The organism is Streptomyces sp. NBC_01465, from assembly GCF_036227325.1.
Taxonomy (GTDB): domain Bacteria; phylum Actinomycetota; class Actinomycetes; order Streptomycetales; family Streptomycetaceae; genus Streptomyces.
Genome location: NZ_CP109467.1, coordinates 3,166,639 through 3,185,121, shown reverse-complemented (window position 1 = coordinate 3,185,121; position 18,483 = coordinate 3,166,639). Strand labels below are relative to the sequence as shown.

Sequence of the window (18,483 nt, the reverse complement as noted above, 5' to 3'; positions counted from 1 at the left end):
TGAATCGTGGCGGCATTGGCAAGGTGGTGCTACCGGCACCGGCTGGTGGTCCTGTTGCTCTGGGTGGGGGCGCTGGTCGGACTGGGCGCGGGGGGCACGGCCCTGGGCGCCAATTACTCGAACGTCTTCAGCCTGCCCGACACGGACTCCACGCGGGCGTACGACCTGATGAACAAGGCGTTCCCGCAGGCGTCCGGCGACACGGACACGGTGGTCTGGCGTACGACGTCGGGCACGGTGTCCGACGCGACGGTACGGAGCAGGATCGATCCCGCACTGAAGTCCATCGCGGGCATGGAGGGCGTCGGCCAGGTGAGCGCGCCCGTGGCCAGCGCGGACGGGCGTACGGCGTATGCGCAGATCACCTTCGCCGAGCGCGCCGACTCCGTACCGAAGGACCTGGTCCAGGACGTCGTCGACACCGCGCACGACGCGGCGGGCGCCGGGCTGAAGGTGGAGCTCGGCGGGCAGGCGATCACCCGGATCCAGGAGTCGCCGCAGGGACTGTCGGAGGGCGTGGGGATCCTCGCGGCCGCGGTCGTGCTCTTCCTCGCGTTCGGCGCGTTCTTCTCGATGCTGCTGCCGATCACGATCGCGATCTTCGGCGTGGGCATGGGCGCGATGTCGACGACGCTCCTCAGCCATGCCACCGACATCCCCGAATTCGCCCCGCTGCTCGGCTCGTTGATCGGTCTGGGCGTCGGGATCGACTACGCGCTCTTCATCGTCACCCGCCACCGCAAGGGCATCCTGCGCGGCCAGAACCCGGAGGAGTCGGCGGTCACGGCCCTCAACACCTCGGGCCGGGCGGTGCTGTTCGCGGGCGGCACGGTGGTCATCGCGCTGGCCGGCATGCTGGTGATGCGCCTGTCGTTCCTCAACGGGGTCGTCATCGCGACGTCGGTGACGGTGATCATCTCGGTCCTGGCCGCGACGACGCTGCTGCCCGCGCTCTTCGGACTGCTGGGCCCGCGCGTCCTGAGCCGCAGGCAGCGCAGGCGGCTGGCGGCCGACGGACCGCTGAAGGGGGACGCGCAGGGGGCGGCGGCGCGCTGGTCGGGTTACGTACAGAAGCGCCCGCGCTCCGTGGCGCTGCTGGCCCTGGTGGTCATGGGGATCCTCGCGATCCCCGTCTTCTCGCTCCGCCTCGGCGCCTCCGACCAGGGCAACCAGCCCCAGTCGACGACGACCCGCCAGGCGTACGACATGCTCGCCGAGGGCTTCGGCCCCGGCTTCAACGGCCCGCTCCTGGTGGTCTCCCCGCAGGCCTCCACGGGCGACCTCGCCCAGCGGATCAAGGCGACCGAGGGCGTGGCGCAGGTGTCGGCGGCCCCGCCGTCGCACGGTGTCTCGGTGATCCAGGTGGTCCCGACGACCTCACCCCAGTCGAAGGAGACGGCCGATCTGATCGACCGGATCCGCGACGACGTGATCCCCGCGTCGCACGTCCCCGCCCATGTGGGCGGTGTGACGGCCACGTTCAAGGACTTCGCGGCGGTGACGGGCTCACGCCTGCCGTACTTCGTGGCCACGATCATCGGCCTGGGCTTCCTGCTCCTCCTGGTCGCCTTCCGCTCCCTGGTGGTGCCGCTCATGGCGGCGATCATGAACCTGGTGGCGGCGGCCGCGTCCTTCGGAGTGCTGGTCGCGATCTTCCAATGGGGCTGGGGAGCGAACCTCCTCGACGCGAAGGCCGGACCCATCACGGCCTTCCTCCCCGTCATCATGCTCTCGCTCCTCTTCGGCCTCTCGATGGACTACCAGGTCTTCCTGGTGAGCCGGATGCACGAGGAATGGGTGCACACCCGCGACAACGCCCGCGCGGTCCGCATCGGCCTCGCCGAGACGAGCCGCGTCATCAACTGCGCGGCCCTGATCATGATCTGCGTCTTCAGCGCGTTCGTGCTCAGCGGCGACGTGGAGGGTGCGATGGCGGGCATCGGCCTGGCGGCGGCGGTGGCACTGGACGCCTTCATCCTCCGTACGGCCCTGGTGCCGGCGGCGATGCACCTGCTCGGCCGCTCCAACTGGTGGCTCCCGGCAGGCCTGGAGAAGCGCCTGCCGCACCTGGCGGTCGAACCCCACGAAGACCCCACCCCCACGAAGGAGGAGACTCCGGTGCAGGTCATACACGGTTTCGTACGGACCCCCGAGGGCGACCCGGTCGCCGAGGCGGTACTGACCCTGCTCTCCCCGGGCGGCCGCCAACTGGACCGCGTCACCACCCTCGCGGACGGCTCGTACATCCTGGCCGTACCGTCCCCGGGCCCCTACCTCCTCGCGGCGACGACAGGCCTGTACGAACCGCTGGCCCGCCATGTCCATGTGGGGGACGAGCCGTTGGTGCACGACCTGGTGCTCAGCGGCGCAGCTGTGCAGTGAGCGTACTGGCTCACCACTGACAACAGCCCCTGTCGGAGGCGTTGTCAGTGGTGAGCCCTACTCTCCGTGACATGGGAATGGTGACGTTCGTCGAGGAGACGACATCAGGGGTGGGCGGCGGTGCGGGCGCCTGGGCGCTGGACATTGCCGAGGCGCGGCTGACGTTGCGCGAGGTGATACGGCGGCGGGTCTTCCATGAGGTTGCCCAGGACAAGGAAGGGGCCGACCCGGAGCGGCAGTTCGAGCGGGCCCTGACCGCCTTCGGGCGGAACGGGTTCGTCGTGCTGGTGGGGGAGCGGCAGGTCGAGGAGCTGGATGAGGAGATCGAGCTGCCGGCCGGTACCGAGGTCACCTTCCTGAAGCTCGTACCGCTGGTGGGTGGCTGATGACGACCCGCTACCCGAACCGGGTCAGAAATGCGGAACTGTACGCGGCTGACGGGAACATGAGCAGGCTCGCCCGTGAGCTGCTGAAGATCGCGACCACGAACGGCAACCACTGGGGCGGCGACGGCGTGTCCGTCCTCGCGACCGTGCGCGCCCTCCCCGAGGAGGCGCGTCTGCGGCTGGCCAACGAGCTGATACGCATCAGCGAGCCGTACGACACCGAATCCGGCGCCGGGGCCGACACGCTGACCCTGGTGGGGATCCTCGCCAGGGACTTGCCCGTTGACCTCCTCTCCGTCGAGCGGCTGCGACGGCTGGAAGAGTACGGGCGGATGCACTCCGCCTGGTCCACGGGTGAGCTGACCGCGCTGGTCGCGACCGAACTCGCCGTGGGGCGTGTGGTGCCGGGACCCGTCGTCGCGACGATGCGGCGCTCCGTCGCCCAGGCCTACTACCCGGACCCGGAGCTCAACGATCTGCTCTCCGCCCTGCCCGATCCGGTGGTGAACCCGGGCGAGGCATGGGCGGACCGGGTGCTTGTCGAGCTCGGCGAGCGTGATGACTCCTGGGGCGCGGTCGTCCGTCACGCGGTCGCCGCCACCGCCGCCAGACCGACAGCCAAGTGGGAGAGGACGGCCCGGACGCTGATCGAGGCGGAGGGTATGGACGGCGACGCGCTGCGGTCGGCGGTCGAGAGCTGGCTGGGCCTGGTGGGTCGCCCTCGTACCTGGCTCTTCGACACCACAGGCTATTCCACCTCGCCCAACGAGGAGTTCGACCCGTACAACGCCAACGTCCTGCGCGGACTGACCTGGTTGCTGGCCCTCCTGCCCGCACATCCGGGCTCCGCCAGAGCACTGGGCCTGCTCGTGGAGACCTCCCTGCGCAAGACCCCTGGCATCGGACCGCGCAGCCCGAAGGTCGCCAACGCCGGTGTCGTCGCGCTGTCCCGGATGGACGGGGACGCTGCCCTGGCCGAGCTGGCGCGGCTCGCTTCCCGGGTGACGTACAAGGGGACCCTCAAGCTGATCAGTACGGCGCTGGATGTGCGGTCGGCGGCGCTGGGGATGAGTCGTGAGGAGGTCGAGGAGCTGGCCGTGCCGGCCTACGGGCTCACGGAGGTCGGTGGGTCGACTCATCAACTGGGGGAGTGTGCCGCCGAGTTGACGGTTGTCGGCAGCAGGGTCCAGATCGCCTGGCGCAATGCCTCCGGCAAGCAGGTCAAGGCTGTGCCCGCCGCTGTCCGGGGCGAGCACGCCGAGGAGCTGAAGGAGCTCAAGGCCGCCGTCAAGGACATCGACAAGATGCTGTCCGCCCAGGTCGAGCGGCTGGACCGGCAGTTCCTGGCCCGGCGGACCTGGACGTACGGCGCCTGGCGTGCGCGCTATCTCGACCATCCGCTCGTCGGGACGCTCGCCCGGCGGCTGCTGTGGTCGGTCGACGGTACGGCTGTCGGCTTCGCGGACGGGGAGCTGCGTACGGTCGACGACGCGCCCGTGACCGAGGGGTCCTCCGTCGAGCTGTGGCACCCCGTCGGGCGCGCACCCAAGGAGGTCGTCGCCTGGCGGGAGTGGCTGGAGCGGCATCGCATCACCCAGCCGTTCAAGCAGGCCCATCGCGAGGTGTATCTGCTCACCGACGCCGAGCGCACGACGCGGACCTACTCCAACCGGTTCGCCGCGCACGTCCTGCGCCAGCACCAGTTCAACTCCCTCGCTGCTGTACGCGGCTGGCACAACAAGCTGCGGCTCTGCGTGGACGACCACTTCCCGCCCGCGACGCGCGCCCTGGAAGCATGGGGGCTGCGTGCTGAGTTCTGGATCGACGGCGTCGAGGAGGGCGACGGGCATCCGGCGCTGACCGATTCCGGCAGCTACCTCTGGCTGAGGACCGACCAGGTCCGCTTCTATACGGCCGATACGCCCACCAACTCCGCCCATGCGGGCAGTGGGGAGTACCGGCGGGGCTGGCACCAGGAGCCGGTGGAAGGCGTGCCGCTGGAGGAGATCCCGCCCCTGGTGCTCAGCGAGATCCTGCGCGACGTCGACCTGTTCGTGGGGGTGGCGAGCGTCGGCAATGACCCCACCTGGCAGGACGGCGGCCCCGGCGGCCGTTTCCGTGCCTACTGGAACTCCTACGGCTTCGGTGAGCTGGGCCAGAGCGCCGAGACCCGGCGCGAGCTGCTCGCCGGGTTGATACCCCGGCTCGCGATCGCCGACCGCTGCACGCTCGAAGGGCGGTTCCTGGAGGTCAAGGGCGAGCTCCACACGTACAAGATCCATCTGGGCTCGGGGAACATCCTGATGAGCCCGCACGACCAGTACCTGTGCATCGTCCCCAAGGGGGTCACGCCGGCCGATCCCGGCTATCTCCCCTTCGAGGGCGACCGCACGCTCGCCGTCATCCTCAGCAAGGCGATGATGCTCGCCAAGGACAAGGAGATCACCGACCGGACGATCCTCAGCCAGCTCTAGCCCGGGGCTACCGCTTCCGTGCGCTCACCGTCTGCGCCATGCCCGGGAGGAAGTCCGTGAAGAGCTCGTGGACTTCGAGCACCAGTGGGCGCAGCACGCGGAAGCGGGCCAGGGCCACGCCCCGGGTGGTCAGGCGGGCGCCGCGCTCCGCCAGGCGGTGGCTGCGTTCGCGGCCCTCGGAGCGGTCGAAGACCCAGTAGAGGACCAGGCCCATCTGGGAGAGCCACATCAACTCGGGGAGTATGTCGACCAGTTCGGGCGCGACCTTCGACTTCGAGCCGGCCAGGACCTCCCGGTGGACGTCGATCGCCGCCTCGCGGGCGTGCTCCGACTCCGGGGAGAAGGGGCTGAGGGGGCTCTCGGGGTCGGCGGCGTTCTTGAAGAACTGCGCGGCGAACTCGTGGTACGGGGCGGCGATCTCCAGCCAGGCGTTCAGTACGCCGGCCAGTCGCGCCTGGAGGTCGGTCTCCTTGTCCAGTACGGGGCGGACCGCCGCCTGGTGCTCGGCGGCGATCCGGTCGTAGAACCCCTGGACCAGGTGTTCCTTGGAGGAGAAGTAGTAGTACGCGTTGCCGGTGGAGACCCCGGCCTCCTGGGCGATGGCCCGCATGGTCGTCTTGTCGTAACCGCGCTCCTGGAAGAGCCGGAGCGCGGTCTCGAGGATGAGCGTGCGGGTCTGCTCGCTCTTGGGGGCCTTTGCGTCAGTCACGAAACCCGAGCCTAACCGGGGATCTCGCACTGGTCGCCGCAGGGCCTCGCTGTGACGTCCCGGTACTTGGCCGCGGAGAGCATCGCGGCCCGTACGAAGGGCGCCCCGGCGGGGGTGGCCAGCCAGTGCGACTTGGCCCTGTGGTCGGCGAGCGCCCAGAGGCAGACGATCCAGGCGGCGGGGCCGCGGTAGATCTGGCCCTGGTCACCGATCACCGTGATCTCGGTGAGCGTGCTGCGGTGGTCGAGTCCCGGGTAGCGCTTGCGGGCCGCCTCCGACCCTGCGGGGAGCAGGGTCAGCGGGACGAGTTGGCGCTGCCTCGTCAGCCACTGGCGCAGGTGGACGCAGAGGTTGCACTGGGCGTCGTAGAGGACGGTGAGTCCCTTGACCGGTGTGCCCATCGCCCCGTCACCTACCGGGGGTGGGTGCGACCCAGCCCTGCGGGCCCACCGGCGGGGTCTGCTCGCGCTCCATCATTCCGCGGCGGCGGAACTTGTTGAGTGCGTAGACGTTGCCGAGGTGCATCACCCCGAGGACGAGGAGGACGACGCCGAGCTTCTTCGAGAGGGCCTCGAAGACCCCGCGGGCGTCGGTGATCGTGGTGTCGTCCTGGAGGTAGAGGGCGACGAAGCCCAGGTTGACCAGGTAGAAGCCGACCACCAGCAGGTGGTTGACGGCGTCGGCGAGCTTCTCGTTCCCGTGCAGTACGTCGGCGAGGAAGACCCGGCCGTTGCGGCTGAGCGTGCGGGCGACCCAGACCGTGAGCGCGACGCTGATGACCAGATAGACGACGTACGAAACCACTGTGAGGTCCATGCCCCACCTTCCCCTGAACGTGTTCAAAACGCTGTCGTCAGTGACTGTAGACCTCCTTTTGAACAGGTTCAAGTTGCCGGAGCCCGCGGACACCCGGAACGGCCGCCGTACCCAGGCAGCTCACGAGGACCGCCAAGGCGGCGAAGGTGAGCGGCACTTCGGGGCCCCAGGCGTCGGCGGCCAGCGGGGCGAGCGCGTAGCCGAGGGGCATCGCGGCGAGGGAGAGCAGCCAGTCGTACGAGGTGACGCGCGCCAGGGTGTGGGGCGGGATCGCCGACTGGACGGCGGTCTCCCAGACGGGGCTGAGGAAGCCGAGCCCGGCCTGGGCGATTCCGTATGCGGCGATGATCAGCGGTACGGGGGCGTGCGCGGCCAGCAGGGCGAGCGGGGCGGCGTACAGCGCGAGGCCCATGTTGGCGACCAGGACGGGGCGCCGGGGCTTGGCGCGGCCGGCCAGGAGCGAGCCGAGGAGGAGGCCGACGGCGCCGGTCTGCAGGGTCCAGACCCACACCCACTCGCCGCCGAGTTCATGGACGGCGAGGCCGGGGCCCAGGGTCATCAGGACGGCGGCGGCGCCGTTCCAGCAGGAGTGGCCGATGAGGCTGGTCCAGTACCAGTCCCGCGACCGCACCTCCTGCCAGCCCTCCTTGAGGTCGGCGAGGACGGAACGGCGCTCGATCGGGACGCGCTTGACGCGGATGACGGACAGGAGAGCGGCGCTCACCGCGAAACTGATCCCGTCCAGGACGAAGGCCCAGCCGGGTCCTGCGGTGCTGATGAGCAGTGCGGCGACGGCGGGGCCGCCGAGGCGGGTGGAGCTGGAGGCGACGCCCATGAGGGCGTTGGCGCGGAGCAGGCCGTCGCCCTCGACGGTGCCGCGCACCAGGGGCGAGACGGTCGGCATGGCGAAGGCGCCGGCCGCTCCGCCGATGGCGGATGCGACGGCCAGCACCGCCAGGTTCGGGTTGCTGCCGAGGAGTTGCGCCCCGACGAGGAGCTGGGTGGCGCACCGTACGACGTCCATGGCGAGCGCGACGGTCCGCGCGTTGAAGCGGTCGCCCGCGACGCCGCCGAGCGGCAGGAGGAGGAGTTTGGGGATCATCGCGCAGGCCAGTACGAGCGCGAGGGCGCCGGGCGAATCGGTGGCCATAGTGATCGCGAGGCCGAGCGCGACGGGGATGACGGCGTCGCCGGTCATGGAGAGGGTGCGGCCGATGAAGAGCAGCCGGAAGGAGCGCATGCGCAAGGGGTGCGGAGGTGGTGTGGGCATGCGCGTAAAACTATTTCGTCACCGAACTATTCGTCAACGAAATATCTCCCTCCGAAGGAACCAGGCCTACCATCGACATATGGAGCGACAGGACTGGACCGACGAACACGTGGAGCGCTGGAAGCCCGTGCTCCCCGACCTCGACCCCGAGATCGAGGGTGCGGTGACCAGGATGAAGAAGCTCTCGGTCCATCTGCGCCGCGTACGCGAACAGTCCCTGGTCGACTTCGCCCTGGACCGCCCGGAGTTCGACACCCTCCACAAACTGGCAGGCCGCGGCGGCAAGGCGGCCCCCTCCGACCTGGCCGCCGACCTCGACCTCGCCCCGGCGTCGGTCACCGGCCGCCTGGACGCCCTGGAACGCCGAGGCTTCGTCCGCCGCACGCCGTCGACGAAGGACCGCCGCAGGGTCGACGTGGAGCTGACGGACTCGGGCCGCGAGACGTGGCTCGGCGCGATGGACGTACTGGGCCACGAGGAGTACCGCCTGTTGGGCGTCCTCTCGGAGGCGGAGCGCACGCAGCTCAACGACATGCTCCGCCGCATCATGCTGACCGCGGAGGCGGACGGCGGCGCGGAATGGCATTAGAGATCGTCTACGAGACGGCTGGGAGTTCGAAGTCCCTTGACCTCAACCGACGTTGAGGTACGAGGCTGGATGCATGAGCCACACGGACAACACCCACGGACAGATGCACGACCCGCGAATCGACGCGATCAAGGAGGTCGTGGCCACCGTCGAGCACGCGCAACGCAACGAACTGGTCGAGGAGTTCGTCGGCCTCTTCCGGGCCGACGCGATCTGGACGACCGCCACCGGCAAGGTACTGATCGGGCGCGACGAGATCGCCGACTTCACGCGGAAGGTGCTGCCGGGTGCGATGCGCGAGATCAGCGCCTCGTACGAGGTCGTGCACGTGCTCTTCCTCCGCCCCGACGTCGCCGCCGTGAAGGTGCGCCAGCGCTATCTGACCCTCGACGGCGCACCCCTCGCGGTCGCGGACGGCGGGGGCGAGGGCAGCCCGCTCTACGTCATGACGGAGGAGGACGGGCGGTGGCTGCTGACCGCCAACCAGAACACGGGGGTGGCCGACCACTGACCCGGACCGCCCGCTCAGCGGCGGATCCTCGGCGCGCCCGTCACCGCCATCACCAGTGAGTAGAGCGAGGAGTTCGCCGTGATGAACAGGCGGTTGTTCTTGGGGCCGCCGAAGGCGACGTTCGAGACCGTCTCCGGCATCACGATCCGGCCGATCAGGGTCCCGTCCGGGTCGTAGCAGTGCACGCCGTCGTCGAGCGCTGCCACCCACAGCCTGCCGCCGTCATCGAAGCGGATGTTGTCGAAACGGGCGCCGGGGCGGGCCTCCGTGAAGACCTTGCCGTCCGAGAGCGTGCCGTTCTCGCGGACGTCGAAGACGCGGATGTGGCCGGCGCGGGTGTCGGAGACGTACAACTGGCTCTCGTCCGCCGAGAAGACGAGTCCGTTGGGCCCGCCGAAGCCGTCCGCGACGATCCGGACCTCGCCGGTCGCCGGGTCGACCCGGTAGACGTTGCAGCCGCCGATCTCCGGCTCGGCGCGGTGGCCCTCGTAGTCGCTGGTGATGCCGAAGTCCGGGTCGGAGAACCAGATCGAGCCGTCGGAGTGCACGGTCGAGTCGTTCGGGCTGTTGAGTCGCTTCCCCTCGAACCGGTCGGCGACGACGGTGACCGATCCGTCGTGCTCGGTGCGGGAGACGCGGCGGTTGCCCTGCTCGCAGCTGATCAACCGCCCTTCCAGATCAAGGGTGTTGCCGTTGCTGTGTCCTGCCGGTGATCGGAAGAGGGAGACGGCGCCGGTCTGCTCGTCCCACCTGAGCATCCGGTCGTTGGGGATGTCGCTCCAGATCAGTTGGCGCCAGGCGGGCAGGTAGACCGGCCCCTCGGCCCAGCGGCAGCCGTCGGCCAGCTTCTCCAGCTGCTGGTCCCCGTTGGCGCACCGTCCGGTACGGAAGCGGTCGTCCAGGATCTCGTATATCGCGGGGCGAGGAGGAAGAGACATGACGAGCTCCTTCAGTCGATGAGCTGAACTGCGTTCGCTAGATCATGAATATCGCAGAATCAGATATGGTGGCAACCATGGATGACATCGACCGCGAACTCGTAGCTCTCCTCCAGCAGGACGCCACCCAGGCGTACGCCGCCCTCGGCAAGGCGGTCGGCCTCTCGGCGGGCGCCGCGCACGAGCGCGTACGGAAGCTGCGCGAACGCGGCGTCATCCGCCGCACCACGGTGGAGGTGGACCCGGCGGCGCTCGGGCGCGGGGTGCTGGCGTTCGTGATGGTCGAGTCGTCGGCCTGGATGGGGGACTCGGCGGAGTCCTTCGCCGCGATCGAGGAGATCGTGGAGGCGCATGTGATCGCGGGCAGCGCGTCGGTGCTGGTGAAGGTGCGCACCGCCACGACGGAGCAACTCCAGGACGTACTGCGGAGGTTGTACGCGATCGAGGGCGTCAGCGGCACGCAGGCAACGGTCTCCCTGGAGACCTTCTTCGAACGCCCGGTCTCACCGCTCAGCGGCGCAGGCCGCCGCCTTGACGGGTCCGACGCCTGACGTCGTTCCAGGTCTCGTGCGCGTGGAGGAGGGTGGGCTGCCCGAACGGGCTTGTTCCACGCGGCCAGGGAGGCCGAGCCGATCGCCGCGATATCAGGGCATCCCAAGTCCTTTTGCGGCATGGTGAGTTGGTTTCGCAAGTTCATTCGAAAGAGTGAACTGTCGGGTGTTGATGCGACCGTTGAGGTGTGTCACAACGCGGCAGTAGGCATGGCATGTGCGCAGGTCGGCGCGGGTGTGGTGCCCGGTGTCCGCATTGCGGAACCGGCGGTCACTGTGCGGAAGTTGGGGCTTGCGCTCATCACGGAGCGTGGTTGTACAGTCGCCGACACCACAACAGACATAGTTAGCCCCCGCGGTGTGCAACCACCCGGGGGCCCGACACCAGGAGCCACACTCCCGATGCGCATTCACCGTACCGCGCCCACGCGCGCTTTCTCCACCTTCGCCAACGCCCTCCTCCGCGACCGCCGGATCTCGTGGTGCGCGTCAGGGCTGCTGATGTACCTCCTCTCCCTCCCCGAGGGCGCCCACGCCTCGATCCGCTCCCTGGCGCAGATGCGCAAGGAAGGCCGAGGTCGGATCGCCAACTCCCTGCGTGAGCTGGAGAAAGCGGGCTACTTGCGGCGCGTGCCGGCGAAGGACGCGGAGACCGGGCGGCTCACCACCGAGTACGAGCTGTGCGCCGCCCCGCGCAGCGAAACTCCACCCTCCGAACCGGAGTTCGTCACCGAGCCGCCCCCGACGTCGCCCGCGATGATCCTGCTGCTCGACCTGCACCGCACCGACCCCCGCCTCGCCCTCGGCCTCGCCGATGCGGCCCGGCTGGCGCCGCTCGTGGAGGAGTGGCGGGTGGCGGGTGCGAGTGACGCGCTGCTGCGCGGGGCGCTGACCAGCGGGCTGCCGTCGCCGGTCTACTCCGCGCCCGCGCTCGTCGAGGACCGGCTCCGGCGCAAGATGCCGGTCGCGGTGACTCCCCGGGTGCGGCCTGCGCTCGTCGCTGCCTGAGTTTTCCGGCCCGGACCAGGGCCGGATCCACTGAAAGAGGGGAACTTCGTGACGCTACAACTCGAGAGGCCCATGACGGTATACCGTAGGTATACTGTCGTCATGGCCGACACCACGATCAAGGTTGACCCTGCCGTCCGCGACCGCCTCATGGTGCTCGCCCAAGAGCGTGGGATGACCATGCGTGACCTGCTTGGCGAGCTTGCCGGGGCGACCCCGACCCGGGAAGAGCTCAATGCCCGATACGAGGCCACCAAGGCGTACTGCGAAAAGACCTTCGGCGTGAAGCTCACGCAGGAGGACCACGATCAGGCCGAAAAGGCCTGGCAGGACCTGGAGGCGGACCGGCCGGTGGACAGCCTGTGAGCGGCAGCAGGGCGGTCGTCTACGACAAGTCCGCGCTCCTCGCGCTCGGTTCCGGCAACCGTCTGGCGTCGCAGTTCATCGCGAACACGGAACACAGCGCGACCCGCCATGTGTACGTGCCCTCGCTGTGCCTCGCGGCGGCCGACGCCGAACGGAAGGGGGTGGCGGCCCACGTAGGGGCGCTGGAGTCCGCCGACATCGTCGGACTGGACTTCGCGGCGGCGTCCACGGTCGGAGAACTGGTTCGCGCCGGTCACAGCTGGCGGATCGCGCACGCCGTGCACCTGGCCCGTCCGTCGCTGGAGTGGCCGGACGGCTGCCCCGTGGTGACCGCGTTGCCTGATCTGTACGAGGCGATGCCTCTCGTTCGTACGATCAGGCTGCCGTAGCCGGCGCCTCGACGGTCCGTTCCTTCCTGCCGGGGAGCGGACCGCCTCAACCCACCGTCCATATCGCGCAGATGAACTCGTCGTCCTCGCCGTAGCAGTCGTACATCTCACCCGCAGGCTCGTCGACCGGCAGCGCGATCACATTCACCCCCGTCACCGGGCTGAGCTCCGCGACCACCACGTTCGGTACGACGCCCGCGCGGTCCGCGTCGCGCAGGGCGCGGGTGGTGCGTTCGGTGAGGGCGTTGAGTTCGGGGTGCGGGCCCGGACCGCCCGAGGCGAGCAGGCCGCCGGCCGAGTCGTCCCAGACGAAGGCCACTTCGGGGCCGAAGTACGTCACGTCGGGGAAGCGGTCGAAGGAGAGCGAGGGGAGGGCGGAGGGGTCCGTCCCCGGGGCGAGGAGGGCGATCGCCGCGACGGGGGAGCGCCAGGGCTCGTCCTCGCCGCCGTCGTGCGCGTAGTCGTACGGGTAGTCGAGCGGCCCGCAGTCCACGCGATACCCCGCCCACACCGGGTAACGCCCCGGCGGGAGACGGTCCGCGGAGACCCACTCGGGGCAGTGCGGTCCGGTGCACCGCACCATGTCGCTCACCACCACGACCTCGCCCACCTGGTGGTACGTCAACCCGGTCGGACCGCCCAGCAGCAGCTTGGGGACGACATCGGCCAGCGCCTGCGCGGGTGTTGCGTTCTCGCTCATGCTCACGGGGGAAAGCCTTGCATTCGCCGCTAATGGGGCGCTTACGTCCGGCTAAGCGTCCGCCCGGGGCAGACCTCGGAACCATTCTGATGTATCTGTATGGGGTGTCTGGGGAGGGCGGGATTCGTGCGGCGGCTGGTGACGGTGAGCTTTGTGCCGGGAGCTCTCTTTGTCACATGCGTGTGGGTGCTGGTGCGGGCCGGGAGCTTCGGTGGGCGGAGCGACTGGGGTGCGGTCCCTCCGCGAACTCCCCTTCAGGGTGCCGGAGTTGTGGCGGGCATCGTCGGATGCGCCGGCGTGCTGGGGATGTTGTTGCTGCCGTTGCAGGTGCGCGCGGTGCGGGTTCTGGAGGGGTACTGGGACCGGTGGCCGGTTACGGCCGGCCCGGCGAGTGTGCTCGTCGAACTTCAGCGCCGAAAGTGGCAGTCGCTGTACGAGGCGGGTGAGCGCGCGGGCGAGTGGTCCGCACCCGACGCCGGGAAGTCCCTTCCGGAGCAGCTGCGGGCCCGCCGGCACTCCGCCGGGGTGAACGCGGCGGGCCACGGGGCGCTGAGGAGACTGGCCGGGCTCCCCGAGAGGGAGGCGCTGCTGCCCACCGCACTCGGCAACGCCCTGCGCGCGGGCGAGCTCAGCGCGGGCGAACGCTACGGACTGGCGACGCTGGCTTCGTGGCCGCGCATCTATCCCCAGGTGACCGCACCGCTGGCCGCGGCGCTGAGTTCGGCCCGGGACATGCTGGATGCGGCGGTCAACCTGTGCCACGCCTTCCTGGCCGGAGCGGTCGTCATGGTGGTCGCGTTCTACGACGAACCGGGGGCGTGGTGGCTGGTCGCCCTCGCGCTGCTGGTGGCCGCGCTGGCGTACAAGGGGGCGGTGGTCGCGGCACAGTCGTACGCCGGACTCATGCACGTCGTGTACGACCTGCACCGCTTCGACCTGGTGAGCGCCCTGCACCACCCCCTGCCGGACCGCGACGGCGAGTGGGGGCTCTTCCAGCGGCTCTCGGACGGGCTGGCCGGTCGGCGCATCAATCTGCCGTACGACCACGGGAGTTCACGCCCGGACGAGACTCACGGCTCCGCACAGCCCGAGGAGATGTAGCCCGACGTCGCCGCCGGCCGCCTTGCCCGCGGCGTCGCGTGGTCCGGTGTCGGTGACGCGAGTGAGGACGGTGCCCGCGGTACGTACGGTCACGGGCCAGCCCCGGGGCACGGTGAGATGCACGTGCCCGGCGACTGCCGTCACCTGCACGGTCAGACTGCCGTCGAGGAACGAACCGGTGAGGTCGGCACGCAACTCCCCGGCTATGGCGCGGAGTACGACGTGCGGATGCTCCGTGCCACTGCCGACCGGGTGTGTGGTCCGGACCCGTCCGGTCGCCAGCACACGGGTCCAGCGGTGGCGGTCCGCGGGCCGGGAGGAGAGCAGCAGCGCGAACCCGCCGAGGATGAGCGCGGCGGGTACGACGAGGTCGGCGAGGGTACGGCCGCTGACGCCGTGCGCCGCGACGAGCCCGCCCAGGGCGACGGCGGCGAGGAGGCCCGGGGCGATGAGCGAGCCGACGGTGATGACCGAACGCAGCAGGTTGAGCAGGGCGAGGGCCAGCAGCAGCCAGGGCCACCAGGCGGCGGCCCAGTCTGCGGCGGCCCGGACGCGGTGGAGACCGTCACCGATGGCGAAGCTCCCCGCCGCGAGGGCGGCCACCCCGACCCAGATCCGGGCGCGGTGCTCCCGTATGCCCCCTGTGCCCGCCACGGCGTCATCGTAGTCGGGCAGGTGTACGGGGCTTACGGCGCAGGGCGGCTATGACCCGTAACGGGCTTCGTCCAGCCGTTGGCGCTCGGACTTGAGTGCCTCAGGGCTCGTGCAGTGCAAGTGAACGGAGGGCGGAAGATCCTGGAACTCACAGTCCGGCGTGTGCACGGGTGGCATGTTGAAGCGGTCGAGGTAGACCTTCAGCGCAGGTGCCCTTCCGTCCAGAGCGACCTCCCAGGCGCTGATCGTGTCACCGTCCCGGGGCGGGCCCACGACCCCTTCGCACAATGCCGACCAGCACTCGACCTGGCCTTTAGGCAGGCCGACCCGTGCGTGCCCCGGAAGAGTCCAGTCAGCCGTTGTCATGAGATCCCCCTCGGTTTGGACAGGATTTCGTTGAGTTCCTTCTTGCGGTCGATGCGCAGTCGCCCGTTCTCAGGCTGGATGGACAGAGTCCAGAACACGTCGACGAGGGTGCAGGCCAGAACCAGTCCCATGGCCGACCATCGCCACCAGTCATCGGAGCTGCCGGGCGGCGGTACGAGGACGGCGGCGACGCCACAACCCAGCAGAATCGTCCCGGCGTTGAAACACCGGACGGCCCGGTCGGTGAAGCGGACCCACGTGTTGTAGTCCTCGCCCTGGAACTCGTACAGCTTGCTGAAGTAATCCTCCGTCTGCGGTCCGACCGTTTCCGGGTACCAGTCGTGGATGTCCTGGCGTGAGTACAGGTACTGGCGGGCGTAGGCGCGTAGCTGGATGCTCGCCACGAGGAGCAGAGCGGTGCCGACGAGAAGGAGAAGCGTCGCGCCGGGCCAACGGAAGAACGGGCCGCTCGCGGCGGCGACGACCCCCGCCAGAGACAGGGCCGCAGCCGCGAGAAGCGGCGCCGCGATGGACTGGACCTCGGTTGCCGAATTGCCGTATCCCAGAGGCACGGGTGCCCGCAACGTGGCCATGATTCCCCCCGGAGAAGCACAGTGTCCGGTTCGGAGTGTGCCTGAGGAATGTGCCCTACGGACCTGCGAAAACGAGCCAGAACTGCTGAGGGCCCTGCTCCCGCTGGTGCGGGAGCAGGGCCCTGTGACAGGCAGGCGTTCTACGGAATCAGAAGCGACGTGTGATCAGTGCGCGCTTCACTTCCTGGATCGCCTTAGTGACCTCGATGCCACGCGGGCAGGCGTCCGTGCAGTTGAACGTCGTGCGGCAACGCCACACGCCGTCCTTGTCGTTGAGGATCTCGAGGCGCTGCTCGCCGCCCTCGTCACGCGAGTCGAAGATGAAGCGGTGCGCGTTGACGATCGCCGCCGGGCCGAAGTACTGGCCGTCGTTCCAGAACACCGGGCACGACGACGTGCACGCCGCGCACAGGATGCACTTCGTCGTGTCGTCGAACCGCTCGCGGTCCTCCGCCGACTGCAGACGCTCGCGCGTCGGCTCGTTGCCCTTGGTGATGAGGAAGGGCATCACGTCGCGGTACGCCTGGAAGAACGGGTCCATGTCGACCACGAGGTCCTTGAGGACCGTGAGGCCCTTGATGGCCTCGATCGTGATCGGCTTGTCCGGGTTGATGTCCTTGATCAGCGTCTTGCACGCCAGGCGGTTCTTGCCGTTGATCCGCATCGCGTCCGAGCCGCAGACGCCGTGGGCGCACGAGCGGCGGAAGGTCAGCGTGCCGTCGATCTCCCACTTGATCTTGTGGAGAGCGTCGAGCACACGCTCCTTCGGGTCGATGAGGACCTCGAAGTCCTGCCACTCGGACTGGTCGGAGACCTCCGGGTTGAACCGGCGGATCCGGAAGGTGGCCGTGATGTACGGGGTGTCGGCGAAGCCGGGCTCGGCAGCGCCTGCCGCTTCGGCCTTGTCCATCGTCGGGGTAGCCATCAGTACTTACGCTCCATCGGCTGGTAGCGGGTCTGGACGACCGGCTTGTAGTCGAGCCGGATCGACTCCGTGCCGTCGTCCGCCACCTCGCGGTACGCCATGGTGTGGCGCATGAAGTTGACGTCGTCGCGGTTCGGGTAGTCCTCGCGGTAGTGACCGCCGCGGGACTCCTTGCGCGCCAGGGCGGAGGTCGCCATGACCTCGGCGAGGTCGAGCAGGTTGCCCAGCTCGACGGCCTCGAGGAGGTCGGTGTTGAAGCGCTTGCCCTTGTCCTGGATCGAGACGTTGAGGTAGCGCTCGCGCAGTTCGGCGATCTTCTCCACGGCCGTCTTGATCGTCTGCTCGGTACGGAACACCATCACGTTGGCGTCCATGCACTCCTGCAGCTCCAGGCGCAGTGCGGCGACCCGCTCCGTGCCCGTGGAGTTACGGAGACGCTCGATCTGGGCCTCGACGAGCGCGGCCGGGTTCTCCGGCAGCTCGACGTACTCGGTCTTCGCCGAGTACTCGGCTGCGGCGATGCCCGAGCGGCGGCCGAAGACGTTGATGTCCAGGAGCGAGTTGGTGCCCAGGCGGTTGGCGCCGTGGACCGACACGCAGGCGACCTCGCCGGCGGCGTACAGGCCGGGGACGACCGTGGTGTTGTCCGAGAGGACCTCGCCCTGGACGTTCGTCGGGATGCCGCCCATGGCGTAGTGCGCGGTCGGCTGGATCGGGATCGGGTCCGTGTAGGGCTCGATGCCGAGGTACGTACGCGCGAACTCCGTGATGTCCGGGAGCTTGGCGTCCAGCTGCTCCGGCGGGAGGTGCGTGAGGTCGAGGTAGACGTGGTCGCCCTCGGGACCGCAGCCGCGGCCCTCACGGATCTCCGTGTAGATGGAGCGGGACACGACGTCACGGGACGCGAGGTCCTTCATGACCGGCGCGTACTTCTCCATGAAGCGCTCGCCGTCCTTGTTGCGGAGGATGCCGCCCTCACCGCGGGCGCCCTCCGTCAGCAGGATGCCCATGCGCCAGATGCCCGTCGGGTGGAACTGGAAGAACTCCATGTCCTCCAGGGGCAGTCCGCGGCGGTAGCACGCGGCCTGGCCGTCGCCCGTCAGGGTGTGCGCGTTCGACGTCACCTTGAAGAACTTGCCGGTGCCGCCCGAGGCGTAGATGACCGACTTCGACTGGAAGACGTGGATCTCGCCGGTCGCCAGTTCGTAGGCGACCACGCCTGCGGACTTCTTGACGCCGTCCTCCTCCACCAGCAGCTGGTCGAGGACGTAGAACTCGTTGAAGAACTCCACACCCTCCTTGACGCAGTTCTGGTAGAGGGTCTGGAGGATCATGTGGCCGGTGCGGTCCGCGGCGTAGCACGCACGGCGGACCGGGGCCTCGCCGTGGTTACGGCTGTGACCGCCGAAGCGGCGCTGGTCGATCTCGCCGGCGGGCGTGCGGTTGAACGGCAGGCCCATCTTCTCGAGGTCGAGGACCGCGTCGATGGCCTCCTTCGCCAGGATCTCGGCGGCGTCCTGGTCGACCAGGTAGTCGCCGCCCTTGATCGTGTCGAAGGTGTGCCACTCCCAGTTGTCCTCCTCGACGTTGGCGAGGGCGGCGGCCATGCCGCCCTGCGCCGCGCCGGTGTGGGAGCGGGTCGGGTAGAGCTTCGTCAGCACGGCGGTACGGCTGCGCTTGGTCGACTCGATGGCCGCGCGCATGCCGGCGCCGCCGGCGCCGACGATGACGGTGTCGTACTTGTGGATCTTCATA

At 69.3% G+C, this 18,483-nt stretch carries 20 protein-coding genes; 10 read left to right on the top strand and 10 right to left on the bottom strand.

The features are described 5' to 3' along the window. The first annotated feature begins 15 nt into the window (after nt 1-15). The 3 genes from OG707_RS14855 (at nt 16) to OG707_RS14845 (ending at nt 5,242) form a co-directional block, all read left to right on the top strand. Complete coding sequence (locus OG707_RS14855) at nt 16-2,382, top strand: MMPL family transporter (protein WP_329127807.1); 2,367 nt, start codon at nt 16-18, stop codon at nt 2,380-2,382. 71 nt (nt 2,383-2,453) lie between these two features. After that, nucleotides 2,454-2,768, top strand: a complete 315-nt coding sequence (locus OG707_RS14850; protein ID WP_329118302.1) for a hypothetical protein — start codon at nt 2,454-2,456, stop codon at nt 2,766-2,768. A 59-nt stretch (nt 2,769-2,827) separates the two neighbouring features. Then, entirely contained in the window at nt 2,828-5,242 is a 2,415-nt protein-coding gene (locus tag OG707_RS14845) for a DUF4132 domain-containing protein (RefSeq protein ID WP_329118301.1), read from the top strand. 7 nt (nt 5,243-5,249) lie between these two features. On the opposite strand, the gene OG707_RS14840 is transcribed toward OG707_RS14845, so the two are convergent. Genes OG707_RS14840 through OG707_RS14825 form a run of 4 tightly spaced genes read right to left on the bottom strand, consistent with a single transcriptional unit; the run spans nt 5,250 to nt 8,037 of the window. Further along, nucleotides 5,250-5,951: a TetR/AcrR family transcriptional regulator gene (locus tag OG707_RS14840; protein WP_329118299.1), complete on the bottom strand. Its 702-nt coding sequence runs from the start codon at nt 5,949-5,951 to the stop codon at nt 5,250-5,252. Between the two features lie 11 nt (nt 5,952-5,962). After that, the gene (locus tag OG707_RS14835) at nt 5,963-6,352 is read right to left on the bottom strand and encodes a thiol-disulfide oxidoreductase DCC family protein (RefSeq protein ID WP_329118297.1); all 390 of its coding nucleotides are present in this window, start codon (nt 6,350-6,352) and stop codon (nt 5,963-5,965) included. A 7-nt stretch (nt 6,353-6,359) separates the two neighbouring features. After that, nucleotides 6,360-6,767 (bottom strand): hypothetical protein, encoded by a 408-nt coding sequence (locus OG707_RS14830; RefSeq protein WP_329118295.1) that lies wholly within the window; start codon nt 6,765-6,767, stop codon nt 6,360-6,362. Nucleotides 6,768-6,804: 37 nt separating this feature from the next. Then, nucleotides 6,805-8,037 (bottom strand): MFS transporter, encoded by a 1,233-nt coding sequence (locus tag OG707_RS14825; RefSeq protein ID WP_329118293.1) that lies wholly within the window; start codon nt 8,035-8,037, stop codon nt 6,805-6,807. A 79-nt stretch (nt 8,038-8,116) separates the two neighbouring features. Here OG707_RS14825 and OG707_RS14820 point away from each other — a divergent pair, with 79 nt between their 5' ends. Together OG707_RS14820 and OG707_RS14815 are read left to right on the top strand one after the other, a co-directional pair. Then, nucleotides 8,117-8,626, top strand: a complete 510-nt coding sequence (locus tag OG707_RS14820; RefSeq protein ID WP_329118291.1) for a MarR family winged helix-turn-helix transcriptional regulator — start codon at nt 8,117-8,119, stop codon at nt 8,624-8,626. 73 nt (nt 8,627-8,699) lie between these two features. After that, the gene (locus OG707_RS14815) at nt 8,700-9,137 is read left to right on the top strand and encodes an SgcJ/EcaC family oxidoreductase (protein WP_329118289.1); all 438 of its coding nucleotides are present in this window, start codon (nt 8,700-8,702) and stop codon (nt 9,135-9,137) included. Nucleotides 9,138-9,151: 14 nt separating this feature from the next. Here the strand turns inward: OG707_RS14815 and OG707_RS14810 are convergent, their stop codons facing one another. Continuing rightward, on the bottom strand, nt 9,152-10,075 hold the full coding sequence (locus OG707_RS14810) for an SMP-30/gluconolactonase/LRE family protein (RefSeq protein WP_329118286.1): 924 nt from the start codon (nt 10,073-10,075) through the stop codon (nt 9,152-9,154). Between the two features lie 77 nt (nt 10,076-10,152). On the opposite strand from OG707_RS14810, the gene OG707_RS14805 reads away from it, so the two are divergent. From OG707_RS14805 to OG707_RS14790, 4 genes are all read left to right on the top strand, one after another. After that, complete coding sequence (locus OG707_RS14805; protein WP_329118284.1) at nt 10,153-10,626, top strand: Lrp/AsnC family transcriptional regulator; 474 nt, start codon at nt 10,153-10,155, stop codon at nt 10,624-10,626. 402 nt (nt 10,627-11,028) lie between these two features. Beyond that, nucleotides 11,029-11,634, top strand: a complete 606-nt coding sequence (locus OG707_RS14800) for a hypothetical protein (protein ID WP_329118282.1) — start codon at nt 11,029-11,031, stop codon at nt 11,632-11,634. 102 nt (nt 11,635-11,736) lie between these two features. After that, nucleotides 11,737-12,000 (top strand): hypothetical protein, encoded by a 264-nt coding sequence (locus OG707_RS14795; protein WP_329118280.1) that lies wholly within the window; start codon nt 11,737-11,739, stop codon nt 11,998-12,000. Further along, nucleotides 11,997-12,389 (top strand): hypothetical protein, encoded by a 393-nt coding sequence (locus OG707_RS14790; protein ID WP_329118278.1) that lies wholly within the window; start codon nt 11,997-11,999, stop codon nt 12,387-12,389. The genes OG707_RS14795 and OG707_RS14790 overlap by 4 nt, the downstream gene beginning before the upstream one ends. Nucleotides 12,390-12,435: 46 nt before the next feature. On the opposite strand, the gene OG707_RS14785 is transcribed toward OG707_RS14790, so the two are convergent. Further along, the gene (locus tag OG707_RS14785; RefSeq protein ID WP_329118276.1) at nt 12,436-13,089 is read right to left on the bottom strand and encodes a hypothetical protein; all 654 of its coding nucleotides are present in this window, start codon (nt 13,087-13,089) and stop codon (nt 12,436-12,438) included. Between the two features lie 270 nt (nt 13,090-13,359). On the opposite strand from OG707_RS14785, the gene OG707_RS14780 reads away from it, so the two are divergent. Then, nucleotides 13,360-14,190, top strand: coding sequence for a hypothetical protein (locus OG707_RS14780; RefSeq protein ID WP_329118274.1), 831 nt, complete (start codon nt 13,360-13,362; stop codon nt 14,188-14,190). Here the strand turns inward: OG707_RS14780 and OG707_RS14775 are convergent. From OG707_RS14775 to sdhA, 4 genes are all read right to left on the bottom strand, one after another. Next, the gene (locus tag OG707_RS14775; RefSeq protein ID WP_329118272.1) at nt 14,143-14,844 is read right to left on the bottom strand and encodes a hypothetical protein; all 702 of its coding nucleotides are present in this window, start codon (nt 14,842-14,844) and stop codon (nt 14,143-14,145) included. The genes OG707_RS14780 and OG707_RS14775 overlap by 48 nt on opposite strands. Nucleotides 14,845-15,206: 362 nt before the next feature. After that, the gene (locus OG707_RS14770) at nt 15,207-15,803 is read right to left on the bottom strand and encodes a hypothetical protein (protein WP_329118270.1); all 597 of its coding nucleotides are present in this window, start codon (nt 15,801-15,803) and stop codon (nt 15,207-15,209) included. Nucleotides 15,804-15,951: 148 nt separating this feature from the next. Next, nucleotides 15,952-16,728 carry a succinate dehydrogenase iron-sulfur subunit gene (locus OG707_RS14765; protein WP_329118268.1) on the bottom strand — a complete coding sequence of 259 codons (777 nt, stop codon included), beginning with the start codon at nt 16,726-16,728 and terminating at the stop codon, nt 15,952-15,954. After that, nucleotides 16,728-18,482 (bottom strand): succinate dehydrogenase flavoprotein subunit, encoded by a 1,755-nt coding sequence (gene sdhA / locus OG707_RS14760; RefSeq protein ID WP_329118266.1) that lies wholly within the window; start codon nt 18,480-18,482, stop codon nt 16,728-16,730. Before sdhA ends, OG707_RS14765 begins: the two co-directional genes overlap by 1 nt. Between the last annotated feature and the right edge of the window lies 1 nt (nt 18,483).

Excerpts from the sequence above, each read along its gene's own strand:
- OG707_RS14850 (WP_329118302.1), top strand. The coding sequence starts at position 2,454 with ATGGGAATGGTGACGTTCGTCGAGGAGACGACATCAGGGGTGGGCGGC.
- OG707_RS14845 (WP_329118301.1), top strand. The coding sequence starts at position 2,828 with ATGAGCAGGCTCGCCCGTGAGCTGCTGAAGATCGCGACCACGAACGGC.
- OG707_RS14835 (WP_329118297.1), bottom strand. The coding sequence starts at position 6,352 with ATGGGCACACCGGTCAAGGGACTCACCGTCCTCTACGACGCCCAGTGC.
- OG707_RS14830 (WP_329118295.1), bottom strand. The coding sequence starts at position 6,767 with ATGGACCTCACAGTGGTTTCGTACGTCGTCTATCTGGTCATCAGCGTC.
- OG707_RS14825 (WP_329118293.1), bottom strand. The coding sequence starts at position 8,037 with ATGCCCACACCACCTCCGCACCCCTTGCGCATGCGCTCCTTCCGGCTG.
- OG707_RS14820 (WP_329118291.1), top strand. The coding sequence starts at position 8,117 with ATGGAGCGACAGGACTGGACCGACGAACACGTGGAGCGCTGGAAGCCC.
- OG707_RS14815 (WP_329118289.1), top strand. The coding sequence starts at position 8,700 with ATGAGCCACACGGACAACACCCACGGACAGATGCACGACCCGCGAATC.
- OG707_RS14810 (WP_329118286.1), bottom strand. The coding sequence starts at position 10,075 with ATGTCTCTTCCTCCTCGCCCCGCGATATACGAGATCCTGGACGACCGC.
- OG707_RS14805 (WP_329118284.1), top strand. The coding sequence starts at position 10,153 with ATGGATGACATCGACCGCGAACTCGTAGCTCTCCTCCAGCAGGACGCC.
- OG707_RS14800 (WP_329118282.1), top strand. The coding sequence starts at position 11,029 with ATGCGCATTCACCGTACCGCGCCCACGCGCGCTTTCTCCACCTTCGCC.
- OG707_RS14795 (WP_329118280.1), top strand. The coding sequence starts at position 11,737 with ATGGCCGACACCACGATCAAGGTTGACCCTGCCGTCCGCGACCGCCTC.
- OG707_RS14785 (WP_329118276.1), bottom strand. The coding sequence starts at position 13,089 with ATGAGCGAGAACGCAACACCCGCGCAGGCGCTGGCCGATGTCGTCCCC.
- OG707_RS14770 (WP_329118270.1), bottom strand. The coding sequence starts at position 15,803 with ATGGCCACGTTGCGGGCACCCGTGCCTCTGGGATACGGCAATTCGGCA.
- OG707_RS14765 (WP_329118268.1), bottom strand. The coding sequence starts at position 16,728 with ATGGCTACCCCGACGATGGACAAGGCCGAAGCGGCAGGCGCTGCCGAG.
- sdhA (WP_329118266.1), bottom strand. The coding sequence starts at position 18,482 with ATGAAGATCCACAAGTACGACACCGTCATCGTCGGCGCCGGCGGCGCC.